This is a genomic window from Pseudomonas matsuisoli, from assembly GCF_014647635.1.
GTDB lineage: Bacteria > Pseudomonadota > Gammaproteobacteria > Pseudomonadales > Pseudomonadaceae > Pseudomonas_P > Pseudomonas_P matsuisoli.
Genome location: NZ_BMPO01000001.1, coordinates 563,600 through 578,672, shown reverse-complemented (window position 1 = coordinate 578,672; position 15,073 = coordinate 563,600). Strand labels below are relative to the sequence as shown.

The 15,073-nt window shown below is 58.0% G+C and carries 16 protein-coding genes and 1 tRNA gene; 9 read left to right on the top strand and 8 right to left on the bottom strand.

Annotated elements, in window-relative coordinates; all coding sequences use genetic code 11:
* Positions 1-305: 305 nt before the first annotated feature.
* Positions 306-1,757 (bottom strand): pyruvate kinase, encoded by a 1,452-nt coding sequence (gene pyk / locus IEY47_RS02710; RefSeq protein ID WP_188981589.1) that lies wholly within the window; start codon positions 1,755-1,757, stop codon positions 306-308.
* 219 nt (positions 1,758-1,976) lie between these two features.
* On the opposite strand from pyk, the gene IEY47_RS02705 reads away from it, so the two are divergent.
* From IEY47_RS02705 to sbcB, 3 genes are all read left to right on the top strand, one after another.
* Positions 1,977-2,360 (top strand): tetratricopeptide repeat protein, encoded by a 384-nt coding sequence (locus IEY47_RS02705; protein WP_188981588.1) that lies wholly within the window; start codon positions 1,977-1,979, stop codon positions 2,358-2,360.
* A 74-nt stretch (positions 2,361-2,434) separates the two neighbouring features.
* Entirely contained in the window at positions 2,435-2,794 is a 360-nt protein-coding gene (locus tag IEY47_RS02700) for a PilZ domain-containing protein (RefSeq protein WP_188981587.1), read from the top strand.
* A 102-nt stretch (positions 2,795-2,896) separates the two neighbouring features.
* Positions 2,897-4,333, top strand: coding sequence for an exodeoxyribonuclease I (sbcB, locus tag IEY47_RS02695; protein ID WP_188981586.1), 1,437 nt, complete (start codon positions 2,897-2,899; stop codon positions 4,331-4,333).
* A gap of 259 nt (positions 4,334-4,592) precedes the next feature.
* On the opposite strand, the gene mvaT is transcribed toward sbcB, so the two are convergent.
* Positions 4,593-4,967: a histone-like nucleoid-structuring protein MvaT gene (gene mvaT, locus IEY47_RS02690; protein ID WP_188981585.1), complete on the bottom strand. Its 375-nt coding sequence runs from the start codon at positions 4,965-4,967 to the stop codon at positions 4,593-4,595.
* Positions 4,968-5,212: 245 nt separating this feature from the next.
* Between mvaT and purU the strand changes: the two genes are divergently transcribed.
* Both purU and IEY47_RS02680 read left to right on the top strand, forming a co-directional pair.
* Positions 5,213-6,064: a formyltetrahydrofolate deformylase gene (gene purU, locus IEY47_RS02685; RefSeq protein WP_188981584.1), complete on the top strand. Its 852-nt coding sequence runs from the start codon at positions 5,213-5,215 to the stop codon at positions 6,062-6,064.
* 24 nt (positions 6,065-6,088) lie between these two features.
* Entirely contained in the window at positions 6,089-7,558 is a 1,470-nt protein-coding gene (locus tag IEY47_RS02680; RefSeq protein ID WP_188981583.1) for a helicase HerA-like domain-containing protein, read from the top strand.
* 23 nt (positions 7,559-7,581) lie between these two features.
* Here IEY47_RS02680 and IEY47_RS02675 read toward each other — a convergent pair whose 3' ends face one another.
* Positions 7,582-7,794 (bottom strand): hypothetical protein, encoded by a 213-nt coding sequence (locus IEY47_RS02675; RefSeq protein ID WP_188981582.1) that lies wholly within the window; start codon positions 7,792-7,794, stop codon positions 7,582-7,584.
* Positions 7,795-7,998: 204 nt separating this feature from the next.
* Between IEY47_RS02675 and IEY47_RS02670 the strand changes: the two genes are divergently transcribed.
* Positions 7,999-8,277, top strand: a complete 279-nt coding sequence (locus tag IEY47_RS02670; RefSeq protein WP_188981581.1) for a hypothetical protein — start codon at positions 7,999-8,001, stop codon at positions 8,275-8,277.
* A gap of 249 nt (positions 8,278-8,526) precedes the next feature.
* On the opposite strand, the gene IEY47_RS02665 is transcribed toward IEY47_RS02670, so the two are convergent.
* From IEY47_RS02665 to IEY47_RS02655, 3 genes are all read right to left on the bottom strand, one after another.
* Positions 8,527-8,600, bottom strand: a tRNA-Gly gene (locus tag IEY47_RS02665).
* 67 nt (positions 8,601-8,667) lie between these two features.
* Complete coding sequence (locus IEY47_RS02660; RefSeq protein ID WP_188981580.1) at positions 8,668-9,354, bottom strand: pseudouridine synthase; 687 nt, start codon at positions 9,352-9,354, stop codon at positions 8,668-8,670.
* Between the two features lie 3 nt (positions 9,355-9,357).
* Positions 9,358-9,588, bottom strand: coding sequence for a cysteine-rich CWC family protein (locus tag IEY47_RS02655; RefSeq protein WP_188981579.1), 231 nt, complete (start codon positions 9,586-9,588; stop codon positions 9,358-9,360).
* Between the two features lie 220 nt (positions 9,589-9,808).
* Here IEY47_RS02655 and ung point away from each other — a divergent pair, with 220 nt between their 5' ends.
* Complete coding sequence (gene ung / locus IEY47_RS02650; RefSeq protein WP_188981578.1) at positions 9,809-10,522, top strand: uracil-DNA glycosylase; 714 nt, start codon at positions 9,809-9,811, stop codon at positions 10,520-10,522.
* An 8-nt stretch (positions 10,523-10,530) separates the two neighbouring features.
* Here ung and IEY47_RS02645 read toward each other — a convergent pair whose 3' ends face one another.
* Positions 10,531-11,586 carry an AbrB family transcriptional regulator gene (locus IEY47_RS02645; protein ID WP_188981577.1) on the bottom strand — a complete coding sequence of 352 codons (1,056 nt, stop codon included), beginning with the start codon at positions 11,584-11,586 and terminating at the stop codon, positions 10,531-10,533.
* A 1-nt stretch (position 11,587) separates the two neighbouring features.
* Positions 11,588-12,562 carry a tripartite tricarboxylate transporter substrate binding protein gene (locus tag IEY47_RS02640; RefSeq protein ID WP_188981576.1) on the bottom strand — a complete coding sequence of 325 codons (975 nt, stop codon included), beginning with the start codon at positions 12,560-12,562 and terminating at the stop codon, positions 11,588-11,590.
* 323 nt (positions 12,563-12,885) lie between these two features.
* On the opposite strand from IEY47_RS02640, the gene tctD reads away from it, so the two are divergent.
* Together tctD and IEY47_RS02630 are read left to right on the top strand one after the other, a co-directional pair.
* Positions 12,886-13,557, top strand: a complete 672-nt coding sequence (gene tctD / locus IEY47_RS02635; protein WP_188981575.1) for a two-component system response regulator TctD — start codon at positions 12,886-12,888, stop codon at positions 13,555-13,557.
* Positions 13,550-14,938 (top strand): sensor histidine kinase, encoded by a 1,389-nt coding sequence (locus tag IEY47_RS02630; protein WP_188981785.1) that lies wholly within the window; start codon positions 13,550-13,552, stop codon positions 14,936-14,938. Before tctD ends, IEY47_RS02630 begins: the two co-directional genes overlap by 8 nt.
* The last annotated feature ends 135 nt before the right edge of the window (positions 14,939-15,073 follow it).

The window sequence follows — 15,073 nt, the reverse complement described above, 5'->3', positions numbered from 1 at the left end:
TCGCGTCCACGTACGGCTCCAGATCGCCTTGGCAGCCGGCAGACGAGGCGGTCGAGGGTTGGAAACCCCGAACCTCGTTCTTGCCCTGCGTGGCGTTCATTCGGATTCCGGTTGCGGCTCGCACATACCGACGTGCGGGCTTATCGCAAAAAGCGCGGCAGTATACCGCGATGGTCAGACTTGGCGTTGCTCGATTTGACAGGAAGGGCGTTTGGGGGACGTTGAGGTGGCAGGGAGTCGAAGCCGTTGGCACGCATCATAGGCGGCCCACGAAAAAGGCCGCCTCGTGCGAGGCGGCCTTCAGGTCAGACGATAGGGTCGCCGACGTGCAGTACCTTGAGCGTATTGGTACCTCCGGTACCGTGGTAGCTGTCGCCTTTGGTCAGGACAACCCAGTCACCGGGCTCAACCGCGCCACGCTTGATCAACTCGTCGACGGCGGCCTGGCTGACCTTGTCCGCCGGATAGGCCAGCGGATCGAACGGAACCGTGTAGACACCGCGGAATAGAGCGACTCTGGCCTGCGCTTCACGGTGGGGGGTAAACGCATAGATCGGGATCGACGAACGCAGTCGCGACATGATCAGCGGGCTGTAGCCGCTTTCTGTCAGGCTGATGATCGCTTTGACTCCAGGGAAGTGATTCGCTGTGTACATCGCAGCCAGGGCGACGCTTTCATCGCAGCGCTCGAAGGTCTTGCCAAGACGGTGGCTGGATTTTTGGCTGATCGGATGCTTTTCCGCGCCAAGGCACACGCGCGCCATCGCCTTCACCGCTTCGACCGGGTACGCGCCGGCTGCGCTTTCGGCAGACAGCATCACGGCGTCGGTATTATCCAGCGCTGCGTTCGCCACGTCGGAGACCTCGGCGCGGGTCGGCATCGGGTTGGTGATCATCGACTCCATCATCTGCGTGGCTACGATTACCGCCTTGTTGTAGCGGCGCGAGTGCAGAATGATCTTCTTCTGGATGCCCACGAGTTCGGCATCGCCAATTTCGACACCGAGGTCGCCGCGGGCAACCATCACTGCATCGCTGGCGCGAATCAGGCCGTCAAGCGCTTCGTCATCCTTGACTGCTTCGGCACGCTCGACTTTAGCAACGAGCCAGGCAGTGCTGCCGGCTTCGTCACGTAGGCGGCGGGCGAGCTCCATGTCAGCGGCATCACGTGGGAACGACACGGCCAGGTAGTCCAGCTCCATTTCAGCGGCAAGCTTGATATCGGCTTTGTCTTTGGCGGTCAAGGCAGGGGCAGTCAGGCCACCGCCGCGACGGTTGATACCTTTGTTGTCGGATAGCGGACCGCCGATCAAAACGGTGCACTCGAGCTCGTCTGCGGTTTTATTCTTCACTGTCATCACGACGCGACCGTCGTCGAGCAGCAGATCATCACCTACGCCGCAGTCTTTGATCAGATCGGGGTAGTCGATCCCGACGACGTCCTGGGTGCCCGCGTCACGCGGGTGAGTGACGGAAAGTCGGAAGGTGTCGCCTTCCTTGAGCTCGATACGTTTGCTAGTGAACTTGGCGATGCGAATCTTCGGGCCTTGCAGGTCACCCAGCAGCGCCACGTGACGGCCATGCTTCGCAGCCAAATCACGTACCAGTTGAGCGCGGGCCTTATGCTCGTCCGGGGTGCCGTGCGAGAAGTTCAGACGGGCGACGTCAATCCCTGCAACGATCAGCTGCTCCAGTACTTCGGGGGACTGGCTCGCTGGGCCGAGGGTGGCGACGATTTTGGTACGGCGCGTGGTCATGCAATTGCTCCTGAGCATCTTGGCTGGCTGGCAGGCTACTACGTGGGGTGGCTGTAGTCATCGCCTGCTGGACACTACTTCTGCTATTCGAATCGAAATTCAGGGGATGATTCCCGTCCATCCGGCTGGACCGTTCGGAAGGGGAAACTGAATATGCATCACAAATATTGAAGAAATACGGACGGGCGCCGATGAAAAAAGTCATCGGAGGATTTCATCATGCGTTTTTTACTCATTTGTTCGGCAGTACTGGTGTTGGCCGGGTGCACGCGGGCTGCGCTGCATGGCCAGTTGGACGAGGCTTACCTGGCCTATGAGCAGGGCGATTGCGGCAAGGCGATGCTTGAGCTGTCACGAGCGGAGCGCAATGCACACGCACGCACCTATTTGCAGCCGGAGATTTCACTGTTGCGCGGTCAGTGCCTGGAGCGTGAAAGCCTGTATCTCGATGCGGCGGAAACCTATCGGTACATCGTTGGGCGTTTTCCTGCGAGCGAGTATGCGTTTCGCGCGCGGGCCCGCTTGCAAACGCTCGATCAGCTAGGGCTTGTCAGGGACAGCGCAGCCGCGAAGACTTACGCCGTGCCGACCGCTGCCAAATAACGGTTTTGGCGGTTGGCGATTGTCAGACGCGGCTGGCTGTGTACATACTCGTGTCATCATAGCGAAATGCCTTCATGCATATGCAGCGACGAATCGAGCGTCACCAACTGCCGTACTACCTCAAGGTATTCAACGGCGTCACGGATAAACCAATGGGTTATCTGGGCAACGTGTCCCTGGAAGGATTGATGCTCGTCAGCGAGCTACCAATGCTCGTCAACGCGCGCTTTGACCTACGCCTCAAAATCCCTGGGCAGGATGGCGTGGTGCACAACATCGACTTCAAGGCGCTTTGTCACTGGAGTCGCGAGGATGTGAATCCGGGGGTGTACGATTCGGGTTTTTCCCTCTCCGAACCGCCTGTCGAATATGCAGAACTGGTAGACGTACTGCGCGCCTATTTCAGCTTTCACCCGCTCCCAACATCCGCTTGATCGTTCTCAAGGCGGCCGCGCACTAGCTAATGCGAGCGCGGCCCTGAACGATCCGCCTACGCCTGTGAATGGTAGACTCGATGCCTTTTAAGGGAGGCGATCGTGACCGCCAGCATCTTCTGGTACGACTACGAAACCACGGGCATCGACCCGCGCCGTGACCGCCCATTACAGGTCGCGGGTATTCGTACGGATGAAGCGCTCAACGAAATCGGCGAGCCGCTCAATCTGTATTGCCGGTTGAGCGATGACATCCTTCCCCATCCTGCTGCCTGTCTGGTCACCGGTATCTCGCCGTCCCGTCTACAAGAGCGCGGGCTCGATGAAGCCGAATTCATGGCCCGCCTGCACGCCGAGCTCTGTCAACCTTCAACCTGTGTTGCTGGTTACAACAGCTTGCGTTTCGACGATGAGGTCACGCGTTTCAGCCTATATCGCAACTTCTACGATCCGTACGGCCGCGAGTGGCAATCCGGCAACAGCCGCTGGGATCTTATCGATCTAGTGCGGACCGCCTACGCGCTGCGGCCCGAGGGTATCGAATGGCCAAAGACGGATGATGGGCGCGTCACGCTCAAGCTGGAACTACTCACTCAAGCCAACGGCCTCGTGCATGGTCAGGCACACGATGCGCTTTCCGATGTCCGGGCGACTATTGCGCTAGCCCGATTGCTACGCGATCGCCAACCCAAACTGTATGCGTATCTGTACGCACTGCGCAGCAAGCACCGTGTGATGGAGCAAGTGCAGCTACTTCGTCCGCTGGTGCACATTTCTGGCCGGTACGCCGGTGAGCGCAGCTACCTATCGATCGTATTGCCGCTTGCGTGGCACCCCACCAATCGAAATGCGCTGGTGGTCTGCGACCTGCAAGTCGAAAGCGATGATTTGATGTCCTTGTCGGGCGACCAGCTTCGCGAGCGTTTATATACACGCCATACCGACCTCAAGGAAAACGAGCGGCCTGTCCCATTGAAGTTGGTCCACATAAACAAATGCCCGGTGGTTGCGCCGCTGTCAGTGCTGCGGGAGGCCGATCAAACGCGTCTAGGCATTGACCTGTCGTTGTGTGAGCGCAGAGCGCAGCGGCTACGCGATCAACAATCCGCGTGGCAGGACAAGCTATCTACGGTGTATGCCGCGCAGGACTTTTCGGCGTGCGATGACCCAGAGCAGCAACTCTATGACGGTTTCTTCGGCGAACGAGACAAGCGCCTATGCACGCTGATTCGAAGTGCCGACCCTGCCGAACTCAACGGCGATGATTGGACATTCGCAGATCCAAGGCTGACGGAATTGCTCTTTCGCTACCGCGCGCGAAATTATCCGCATACCTTGTCTCCGCAGGAGCAACAGGACTGGCATCAATTCTGTCAGCAACGATTGCGCCGCCCGGAATATGGCGCGCCGCTGACTTATCCGGATTTTTGCAATGCGTTGGAGCAGAGCGCGCTCACTGCGCCGCCGGAAAAAAGTGGAATGCTCGACGATTGGCGGGCTTATGGCAAAAAAATCGCCAGCAAATACGGTTTGGAGTGAACAGCGCCAACATATTTGCTCGCACTGTTTGTTTACAACGGCTTGCAGATGGCAAGCCGCTGTCGAAATCATGCGATGTAGCACTATCAAGAGGTAGGGTGGATTACCGCTACAGCCACGTAGTCTACCGCTCAGCCTTGTCGAATCTTCCGCGGTAATTAACGGTGAAAGCGTTTCGGGATTCCACCCTACGGTCGGTGCCGCTCTACTTATAACGAGTGGCACTACAGCGTTTTTGCTGGCTTTCGTTAATCTTCGATCAGTCTAGAAGAGTTGCCCAACTTTCGACGGTTTCATTGCCCCACTGGGACTTCCATTCTTTCAACGCTTTGTGATTGCCACCCTTGGTTTCGATCACTTCGCCCGAATGGGGGTTTTTATACTGTTTGATCTTTCGTGCTCGTTTGGCGGCAGCAGGACTCGCTGCGCTACGTGGCGTTTTGGATGAGCCCGAAGGGTCTAGCAAGGCGATGATGTCACGCAGCGACTTCTCGTGCTCATCCATCAACGCACGCAATTTACCTTCGAATTCCAGTTCTCTTTTCAGTCCATCATCTTGCGTCAGGCGGTTCAGCCGTTCTTGCAGTTCCTTGATTGCTTCTTCCGTTGCTCGAAACTCATTCAACCGCGACATACGAATCTCCTTTTCGAAACTGAAATGATCAAAACGAGGGCAATCATAGGCACCTGCCGGTAGGCAAGTAAACATGAGGGAGATGGCGTTTCTTATATCTTCCCAAGCGGGCCGCTTACTTGCGCGCAGCTTCTCATGGGAGGGTGAGCCGCGGGAACGTCTTGCGAGCAGACGGCGCGTGGCGCTGACGTTTTAAGTGGAGCCCGCTAGAATGGCGCTCCTGTAAAGTTTTGGAGTTTTACCTCATGCGCACCTTCCGTTTGGTGATCGCTTGTCCGGATCGCGTTGGCATTGTCGCGAAGGTGAGTAATTTTTTGGCGACCTACAATGGTTGGATCACCGAAGCCAGCCATCACTCCGATACGCACAGTGGCTGGTTCTTCATGCGCCACGAAATTCGGGCCGACTCGCTCCCATTCGATCTCGATGGTTTTCGTCAGGCGTTTTCGCCCATCGCGAACGAGTTCTCCATGGAGTGGCGCGTGACGGATTCCTCGGTTCGTAAGCGTGTCGTGCTGATGGCAAGCCGCGAGTCCCATTGCCTGGCGGATCTGCTGCACCGCTGGCAAAGCGGCGACCTCGACTGCGATATCCCTTGTGTCATTGCCAACCACGACGACCTGCGTGGCATGGTTGAATGGCACGGCATTCCGTATTACCACGTGCCGGTGAACCCCGCCGACAAGCAGCCTGCCTTTGACGAGGTCACGCGCTTGATCGACGAACAAAGCGCAGACGCCGTGGTGCTTGCCCGCTACATGCAAATATTGCCGCCCGCGCTTTGTGAGAAGTTCGCGCAGCGCGTGATCAATATCCACCACAGCTTCCTGCCGTCGTTCGTAGGGGCAAAACCCTATCACCAGGCCGCCAAGCGTGGCGTCAAGCTGATTGGCGCCACCTGCCACTATGTAACCGAAGAGCTCGATGCCGGACCGATCATCGAGCAGGATGTCGCTCGGGTCACGCATGGCGACAGTCCGGAAGAAATGGTTCGGCTGGGCAAGGACGTGGAGCGGCGGGTTCTAGCTCGTGGGCTACGCTTCCACCTCGAAGATCGCGTTCTGGTACACGATAACAAGACGGTCGTGTTCGCCTGAGATAGGTCACCTTGGAGGGTCGTAATGCCGACGTTCGTGCTGGGAGCAGATGCGCAGAATGAACCCGTCAGCCAATCGCTGCGTTTGGCGAACCGCCACGGCCTGATCGCCGGTGCGACGGGAACCGGAAAGACGGTCACGCTCCAACGGTTGGTCGAGCAGTTCAGCGCTGCAGGCGTGGCGGTCTTTGCCGCAGACGTCAAAGGCGATCTCAGTGGGCTCGCTGCGGCCTCAGAGCCCGCCGGCAAGATCGCTGAGCGCATTGCGAGCATGGCGTGGTTGAATTGCACGCCAAGCGCAAGTCCGGTTGTTCTTTGGGACATTCACGGGCAAAGCGGCCATCCGTTGCGTACGACCCTCAGCGAAATGGGCCCGCTGCTATTGGGGAATCTGCTCAGCCTGACCGATAGCCAGCAGTCCGCGTTGTATGCCGCTTTCCAGGCAGCCGACCGAGAGGGTCTGTTGCTGCTGGATCTAAAGGATTTGAAAGCGCTGCTCAACCATTTGCGGGAAGACCCAAGCCGTCTTGGCGTGGACTCTGCATTGTTCACTGGGGCGTCGAGCGCGGCGCTCTTGCGCCGTCTCGCCACGCTGGAGCAACAAGGCGGTGACTCACTGTTCGGTGAGCCGTCGCTGGAACTGGGTGATTTATTGGCGCCAACGGCCGATGGTAGGGGGCACGTACACCTATTGGATGCCCGGCGTCTGGTGCATGAGTCGCCGAAGGTCTATGCGACGTTCCTGCTGTGGTTGCTTGCCGAGCTGTTCGAGCAGTTACCTGAACGAGGCGATGCCGATAAGCCCATACTGGCGTTGTTCTTCGATGAGGCCCATTTGCTTTTCACTGACACGCCTAGAGCCTTGCAGCAACGCCTGGAGCAGGTCGTTCGTCTCGTGCGCTCCAAGGGCGTTGGCGTGTACTTCGTGACGCAGTCGCCAAGCGACCTTCCTGATGAAATTCTGGCGCAACTGGGTCTGCGCATTCAGCATGGCCTGAGAGCGTTTACCGCCAAGGAGCAGAAGGCACTGAAAGCGGTCGCTGATGGTTTCCGGCCGAACCCTGATATCGACGCATTGAGCGTGCTCACCCAGCTTGGGATTGGCGAGGCGCTTGTCGGCACGCTGGAAGAAAAGGGTACACCTGCGATGGTTCGCCGCGTGGCGATCGCGCCGCCGCAATCGCGGATTGGACCGGTGACTGATCAGGAACGGACGCAGCTTATTCAAAGCTCGCCCTTGCGCGGCCGCTATGACCGCATGATCGATCGTGAATCAGCGTACGAAGTGCTGGCCGACAGAGCGATGCGCGACACCGCGTTGGAAGTGGGCTCTGGCAAAAAAAACACGAAGGCCGATGCCGCGTTATCTGAACAAGGCGTGTTTGGAGATTTTGTCGGGCGGGTCGTGAAAAGTACCGTTCAGCAAGCCGCAACCCAAATAGGACGCCAGCTGGTAAGAGGCCTGCTAGGGGCGTTGACGGGGAAAAAACGCTAAACGTTGCCGGTCTGCCCAAGTACTTATGACGTGCAAGGCTTGGCAGTCTTCAAACGATCCGCTTCGATTTTTTCGAGTTCTCGTTGAAAAGCCTTGTCCTGTACGGTCGCTTTCTTTTTCCAAGGCTTTCGATCTGGGGTGTGTTGCGCCGCATAAGTCGTCACTTCACCACCATAAATGTCTTTGAAACGTTGTTCCTGGCGCTCGAGTTCCGCGCGCAGTTCGTCTTTCGTCACAGCGTATTCCATTAATTCATAAATATAGGATGGGCCGGCGGAGGGGTTATTGCGCGTCAGCGCGGTGCCGTGCGTGAAGAGTAACGTCAGTCATGTGCTTTGAACAACTGTTACGCAGCGACAGCACCTTCGTATCGGCTCAGTGGTCTATGCCTATAGGAACATTTTACCGACGGCCGTTAGTTTTTCTGGCGAGCGAATAGTATGAAACGAGACATTTTCAAAGCGAAGCAAATAGCCGATCTCATCGAGCAGTATGCAGATAAGCATGGAATTGCTCCGGCGACGTTGGCGTCGCTGTACCTGACGACATACCGCCCTACTGCAGAAGAAGTCGAAGTCTCCGAGTACATCGTTAAATTGATGGGCGAGGAAGGGCTGATCAAGATGGAAACACATCCACTGACAGGGGAAAGCTTGTTTCAGCTTACTTCGCGAGGGCATGACTTCATCGCTAATTACGAGCCTTTGAAAGCGGGCTGAATTATTTAAAAAGTTTTAATAAGGTTGGTAAATCCTCGCACCTTGGGGCGGGACATTTTCGGCTAAGCGAACAGTTCTCCTCGGTGCAACGACATGGCCAATGAAGCCGTTGGGCTGTCAGGTAAGAACGCCGGAACTATACAGAGATTTTTTAGCCACCCCTGCCAAGCGTGGAACGTTGTGCCGACGCGTATGTTGCAGTGTTTCAAGGTAGGTTAAGGAAAAAAGCAGGAGAAGAGCGGAGAGAAATGGAGCGGGCGAAGGGAATCGAACCCTCGTCATGAGCTTGGGAAGCTCAGGTAATGCCATTATACGACGCCCGCGTGGGCGCCTTTTTACCAGAACCCGCTTGGAAAATGAAGGACATTCGATAGTTGCCAATCGTAAGGTTCAGAAGGCAGCTATTTCGGCCGGCGTTAGCGCGCGGAAGGTACCTTCAGGCAGGTCTCCCAAAGATAAAGGCCCGATCGTCTCCCGGTGGAGCCCTGTCACACGGTTACGGAAATGGCCGAACATGCGTTTGACCTGATGATAACGGCCTTCATGGAGCGTCAATCGCGCGGTGTGGCTATCCAGTATCTCGAGATGGGCGGGCAGCGTCGTAAGCTTTTCGTATGAGAAATAAAGGCCCTTCTCGAACGCGGCAATGCAGGCTGGATCGATAGGGTCTTCGGTTTGCACCCGATACACTTTCGGCTGTTTATTGCCAGGCAGGGTGAGGCGGCGAGACCAATGGCCGTCGTTCGTCAGCAGCAAGAGGCCTGTAGTGTTCAGGTCCAGCCGTCCCGCAAGGTGCAATTCGTCCGCGGATGCACCTACAAGGTCCAGAACGGTGCGATGGGTGGGGTGCTCGGTGGCGCTCACGTAACCTACGGGCTTGTGCAGCATTAGATAGCGCGCGGGGTATCCGAGCTGCAGGATGCGCTGTTCGCTCTCCACCCGATCGAATGGACGTATGGCGCGACTGCCATCGTGTACGGTCTCCGCATTGACGCTGACGTGACCGCCGGCAAGCAGCCGGCGCACGTGCTGTTGACTTATGCAGGCAAGGTGGGCAATCAAACGATCGAGACGCATTGCTTAGGGCTTCCGCGTCGGCTCGTCGATGGCGTGCAAGCCTGCGCATCGCGGGCAGAGGCATGCGACATCTCGCTCATCTGCGGGCAGTCGATCGAGCGCCGCGGGTGCTATCGAGGTTTGAAAGCACCAGCATTCCCCTGCGACGCGCGCCTCGGCAACTAGGCCGCATTGATTCAATGCGCCGCACACGGGGCATCGGTCGGCAGAAAAGGCACTTGAAGGTAAGGGCATCGACATGGGATCCAAATAAGGCCTGACAATGCTATCGCGGTGCTTCCAGCTCGGCTATCGGAAGAGGGCTGGTAGGTAACGTCGGTACGGCTGCGTGCGCGCCTGCCAGGAATGCTTCGTTGTAGCAGTTGGGGTATGCGCACCATAAGAGCTGTCTCACCTTGACTTGGTCCGAACGCTTCAATAGCGTGCCCGGCTTCGTATCGATGAGCAAAGCGTTATGGGTGAGGACGATCGGATCAAGCTCGAGCCGGGCTGGAAAGAGGCGTTACGTGAGGAATTCGAAAAGCCTTATATGAAAGTGCTAGCCGACTTCCTGCGTCACGAGAAAGCGTCCGGAAAGGTGATCTATCCACCTGGGCCGTTGATCTTCAACGCGCTCAATACGACGCCGTTGGATCAGGTGAAGGTGGTGATCATCGGACAGGATCCCTACCACGGGCCAGGCCAGGCTCATGGGCTATGCTTTTCCGTCCAGCCGGGCGTGCCCGCACCGCCTTCGTTGCAGAACATATTCAAAGAATTGAAGCGCGACCTGAACATCGACGTACCGTCACATGGCTATCTTCAGCATTGGGCCGAGCAGGGCGTGCTGCTGCTCAACACGTCGCTCACAGTGGAGCGCGCGAATGCAGGATCCCATGCTAAGGCAGGTTGGCAGCCCTTTACGGACAAGGTCATAGAAGTCGTCAGTGCAGAGTGCCCGAACGTGGTGTTTCTGCTCTGGGGTGCCCATGCACAGAGCAAGCAGCGGCTGATCGATCCGAAGAAGCATCTCATCCTTAAGTCGGCGCACCCATCGCCGTTGTCCGCCCACCGAGGTTTTCTAGGGAACGGGCATTTCAGTCGCTGTAACAAGTTTCTCGAGCAGCATGGTGTGAAGCCGGTTGACTGGCAGCTGCCAGCTAGCGCATCAGCCGAGCCTGTCGCATAGGTGTCGCGTCAGTTCGTAGGTGCCGGTCGTTTTCGCTGCCATAGGCGAAACAGCGGCTCGGCACAGAACAGCACGATCAGTAGCCGTAAAACCTGAACGGCCGTCACCAGTGGAACGCTCATATTCAGCGCCTCGGCGGTCAGGCTCATTTCCGCAATACCGCCGGGCATCATGCTTAGCGTCAGAGACGGAAGATCCAGGGCGCTGAAAAAACTCAGTACCCATGCGAACCCGCCCGCGATAAGGACCATTGCCGCCGTGCCGAGCATGGTCCGGCATAAAAACCAAGGGGCGCGCTTGAAGAAGGCTCGGTCGAAATAGCAGCCCAGGCCGGCGCCGATAAGCAATTGTCCGATTCCGCTTGATCCTGTTGGCAAACCAATATGCAGGTCGGCAAAGATGCTCGCGAGCGCGCTCACCAGAAGTGGGCCGAAAAGCCAAGGGTTAGGCTGCTTAAGCCGTTGCCACGCCCATCCCATGAAAATGCTGGCCGGGACGAGCAGTGCGAGCCACTGCCAATCCACAGCTGCCGTCAGGTGGGGAGCTATCGTTGCGCCGGCGAAGAGGTGATTGAACAGGGCTGGGATACACAACACGATGGCGACGACTCTTAAACTCTGCGCCGCAGCGACGTTGCTGAGCTGCGCACCGTTGCGGGCGCCCAGGTTGACCATCTCGCCAGAACCGCCAGGCATGCTCGCGAAGAACGATGTCGCGCGATCTTCGCCCGTGGCTTGCAGCAGCCAGACCGCGACAACGCTGCCGAGCACAGTGATGCTGGCTGCCGCGAGGATAAGGAGAAAGTGCTCGGCAATTTGCTCGGTGACCTCCGAGTTGAAATGAAGGCCGATCCCGATTCCTACGATGAGTTGCCCGATTTTGCGGCCATTCGGGATTTCCGCGATTCGCCACGGGGTAAGGCAGCGAAACAGAATGACTGCCAGCAGCGACCCGATCATCCACGGTAGTGGCCAATTCAGGGTGGCGGCAATCCAGCCTCCAGCGGCGCCAACGAATGGTGTCGGCCACCAATGTTTGGGTTTTAGAAACTCGGAGCGCGTCATCTCAGCGTCGACCAGGCATCAAGCCGAATTCAGCGGCCAGTTTGCGGTATTGCTCCACTTGCGCCTGGATAGTCGAGGTCAATTCATCGCCGGTGAGGGCGAGCGGGAACATTCCACTGTTCTCACGAAGCGTGTCGAACGACGGATCAGCCAGCATGTGCTGGAAGCGGGCTTGCCAATACCTGAAGGCCTTTTCATCGACATCGGGTCCCATATACACGCCCCGCATAGTCGGCCAGGTCAGGTCGTAACCCTGTTCGCGTGCGGTTGGAATCTCGTGGTATTTACCGGGTAGCCGTTCCTGGGAAAGCACGGCGAGCACGCGAATATTGCCGCTTTCCAATTGAGTCGACACTTCGCCAAGATTACTGGCGATCGCGTTCACGTGCGCGGCGAGCATCGCCACCATGCCTTCACCGCCACCTTCGAAAACGACGTAGCTCAATTTGTCAGGATTGATTCCTGCCGTACGTGCCAGCGAGGCAATGCGCATCCAATCTTGGCCGCCGATCGTGGCGTCTGTACCGAACAGGACGTCAGTGGGTTTGCGTTTCACCTCGGCCATGAGCTCGCCCAACGTGTGGAAAGGCGAGTCGGCAGGAACACTGATCACGGCGTAGTCATTGCCTATTGCGGCGAGCCATCGAACGGCATGCTCGTCGTGGTGGCCGAACTTGCCTTGCGCCAGATTGAGCAGTGACCCGCTGGAAAACGCGGTGAAGGTCGACGGTTCTGAAGCGTGTTGATCGATAATGGTGTTGTAGGCAACCGCGCCGACACCCCCCGGCATATAAACCGTGGACATCTTCGCATCCTGCGATTTCTCTAATGCAAGCCCTTTGGCAACGAGTGCGCAGGTGAGGTCGAAGCCGCCGCCGGGTTTGGCCGGGGCTATGCAGCGTGGTGCCGGCTCAGCATGGGCAAAACCCGCGATGAAGAGCCACAGGAGCACGATGAAACGCGTTGAAATTGTCATGAACAGGGATGGCCTGCGCGTGGGGCTTCGTTGCGGGTGTGCAAATTTGGCCGCGCGGACGCAGTAGGTAGGCCGTGCTGCGAAGATGAACGTCGAGCGGTACATCGTGAAGGCATGGGTGGCGATCCGTTCTTGTTTTATGTGCGGCACCGGTCCGCACAGCAAGCCGCTCCGGAGCCTATAAACGCAAGCTTTCACGAACCTTTCGAAAGGTGGGCAATGACGCGGCAGGCACAGGGATTGGACTTCATGATCAGAATGCTTCCGTGGTCCGTGGCAGAGTACACTCCCGGCCCGCATTGACGTTCAGGACGGAGTACATAATGCGAGTTCTTCTGGTAGAGGACCACCCACCGTTAGCTGAAAGCGTGGCGAAGGCCCTCAAGGGGGCTGGTTTGAATGTGGACGTGTTGCAGGATGGCGTGGCTGCCGATTTGGCGTTGGCCAGCGAAGATTACGCATTGGCGATACTCGATGTCGGGTTGCCTCGCCTCGATGGGTTTCAGGTGCTGGCGCGCTTGCGCGACCGCGGCAAGACAGTTCCCGTTCTGATGCTCACGGCGCGCGGGGAGGTCAAGGATCGGGTGCACGGATTAAATCTGGGGGCCGATGATTATTTGGCCAAGCCCTTTGAATTGAGCGAGCTCGAAGCGCGCGTAAAGGCTTTGCTGCGGCGTAGTGTGCTGGGTGGCGAACAACAGCAGCGTTGCGGATCGCTGGTGTATGACCTGGGTATTCGCCGGTTCGCGCTCGGAGAGCAAACGCTGACCCTGACCTCGCGGGAGCAGTCCGTGCTGGAGGCTTTGATTGCTCGCCCCGGACGCGTGATGAGCAAGGAGCAGTTGGCATCGCAGGTGTTCGGCCTCGATGAAGAGGCAAGCCCGGATGCTATCGAGATTTACGTCCATCGTCTTCGTAAAAAGATCGAAGGCAGCGATGTGCGAATCGTGACTTTCCGTGGCCTGGGCTATCTCTTGGAAGAATATGATGCGTGAAGCCGGCAGCCTGCGCGGGCGTTTACTGCGTAGGCTCGCATTGCTCCTCGCATTGCTGTTGATCGTCAGTGGCTGGACGTCTTACCTCAACGGACGGGCCGCAGCTGACCGTGCCTACGACCGTAGCTTGTTGGCCTTCGCGCGGGCGGTGTCCGAGCGGATGGAGACAAAGGACGGCGCACTGCAGGTCAATGTTCCGTATCTAGCGTTGGATGCGTTCGCCTACGACAGCGCTGGGCGCATTTTTTATCAGGTTCTGGATTTCGACGGCCGACTCATCTCGGGCTATGAGGGATTGCCGGCACCGCCTGATACCGCGGCACGCACGCAAGACTATCCAGCATTAGCGCGGTTCTACAGCGCTGACTACCAAGGGCTCGGCGTTCGCGTCGTAAGCCTGTTGCAGCCAATCTCCGAGCCTGGCTTGAAAGGTATGGCGGAAATCCGGGTGGCAGAAACCGACGGGCAACGTGAAGCATTGGCGCGTTCGCTGCTCAACGACACCTTATGGCGAATGACTGCGCTGGCCATCGGCGCGTTGCTGCTCGTTTGGCTTGCCGTCAGTGTCGCGCTACGTCCTTTGGCGCAATTGAGTGTCGCCGTCACGGAGCGTCAGCCGGATGATCTTCGGCCGTTGCCGAATATTGCGGTACAGCGCGAGCTCAGTCCGCTAGTCAACGCGTTGAACGGTTTTACCGGTCGCCTGCGAAACCAATTCGAGCGCCAAGCGCAATTCATTGCTGACGCCGCGCATGAGCTGCGTACCCCGCTCGCAGCGCTCAAAGCACGCATCGAGCTGGGGCTGAGAGAGCAGAACCCAGCGATATGGCGCGAAACGCTCGAGGCCTCCGCGCAGGATACCGATCGCCTGACACAGCTCGCGAATCAATTGCTGTCGTTGGCACGGATCGAAAATGGAGCGCAGTCGATTGCCCAAGGCGGTGCGCAACGCCTGGACCTGGCGCAAGTCGCACGTGATCTTGCTCTGGCGATGGCTGCGCTGGCATATAAGCGGGGGGTTACGCTGGCATTGGAGGCCGAGCATCCTGTCAGGGTCATTGGCGAGCCTACGCTGTTGAATGAGTTACTGAGCAATCTGCTGGATAATGCGCTGGCACATACGCCTGTTGGGGGCAGCGTGATACTTCGTGTCGCCGAGGGGGGTGTGCTTGAGGTGGAAGACGACGGCCCGGGGATTCCCGAGCACGATCGAAAAAAAGTGTTCGACCGCTTCTATCGGCGTCAGGCTAACGGCAAAGGCGCGGGGCTTGGTCTCTCCATCGTTGGGGAAATCTGCCGAATACACCGGGCGGAGATAACCCTGGGGGAGGGGAGCTTGGGAGGCCTGATCGTCCGAGTGACGTTTCCCGTCATTGATTGACGCTGGTGTGCGCTAGGTCACATATTTGGCGCGCTTAACCCAATATGTCCTCATTCAAGCAAAGCGAGTCGTTCTGCCGGTGGGTGTGGGCGACTCCCGCGATTCGCCGGGATCGCTGAACGCCGCCTGCCATGC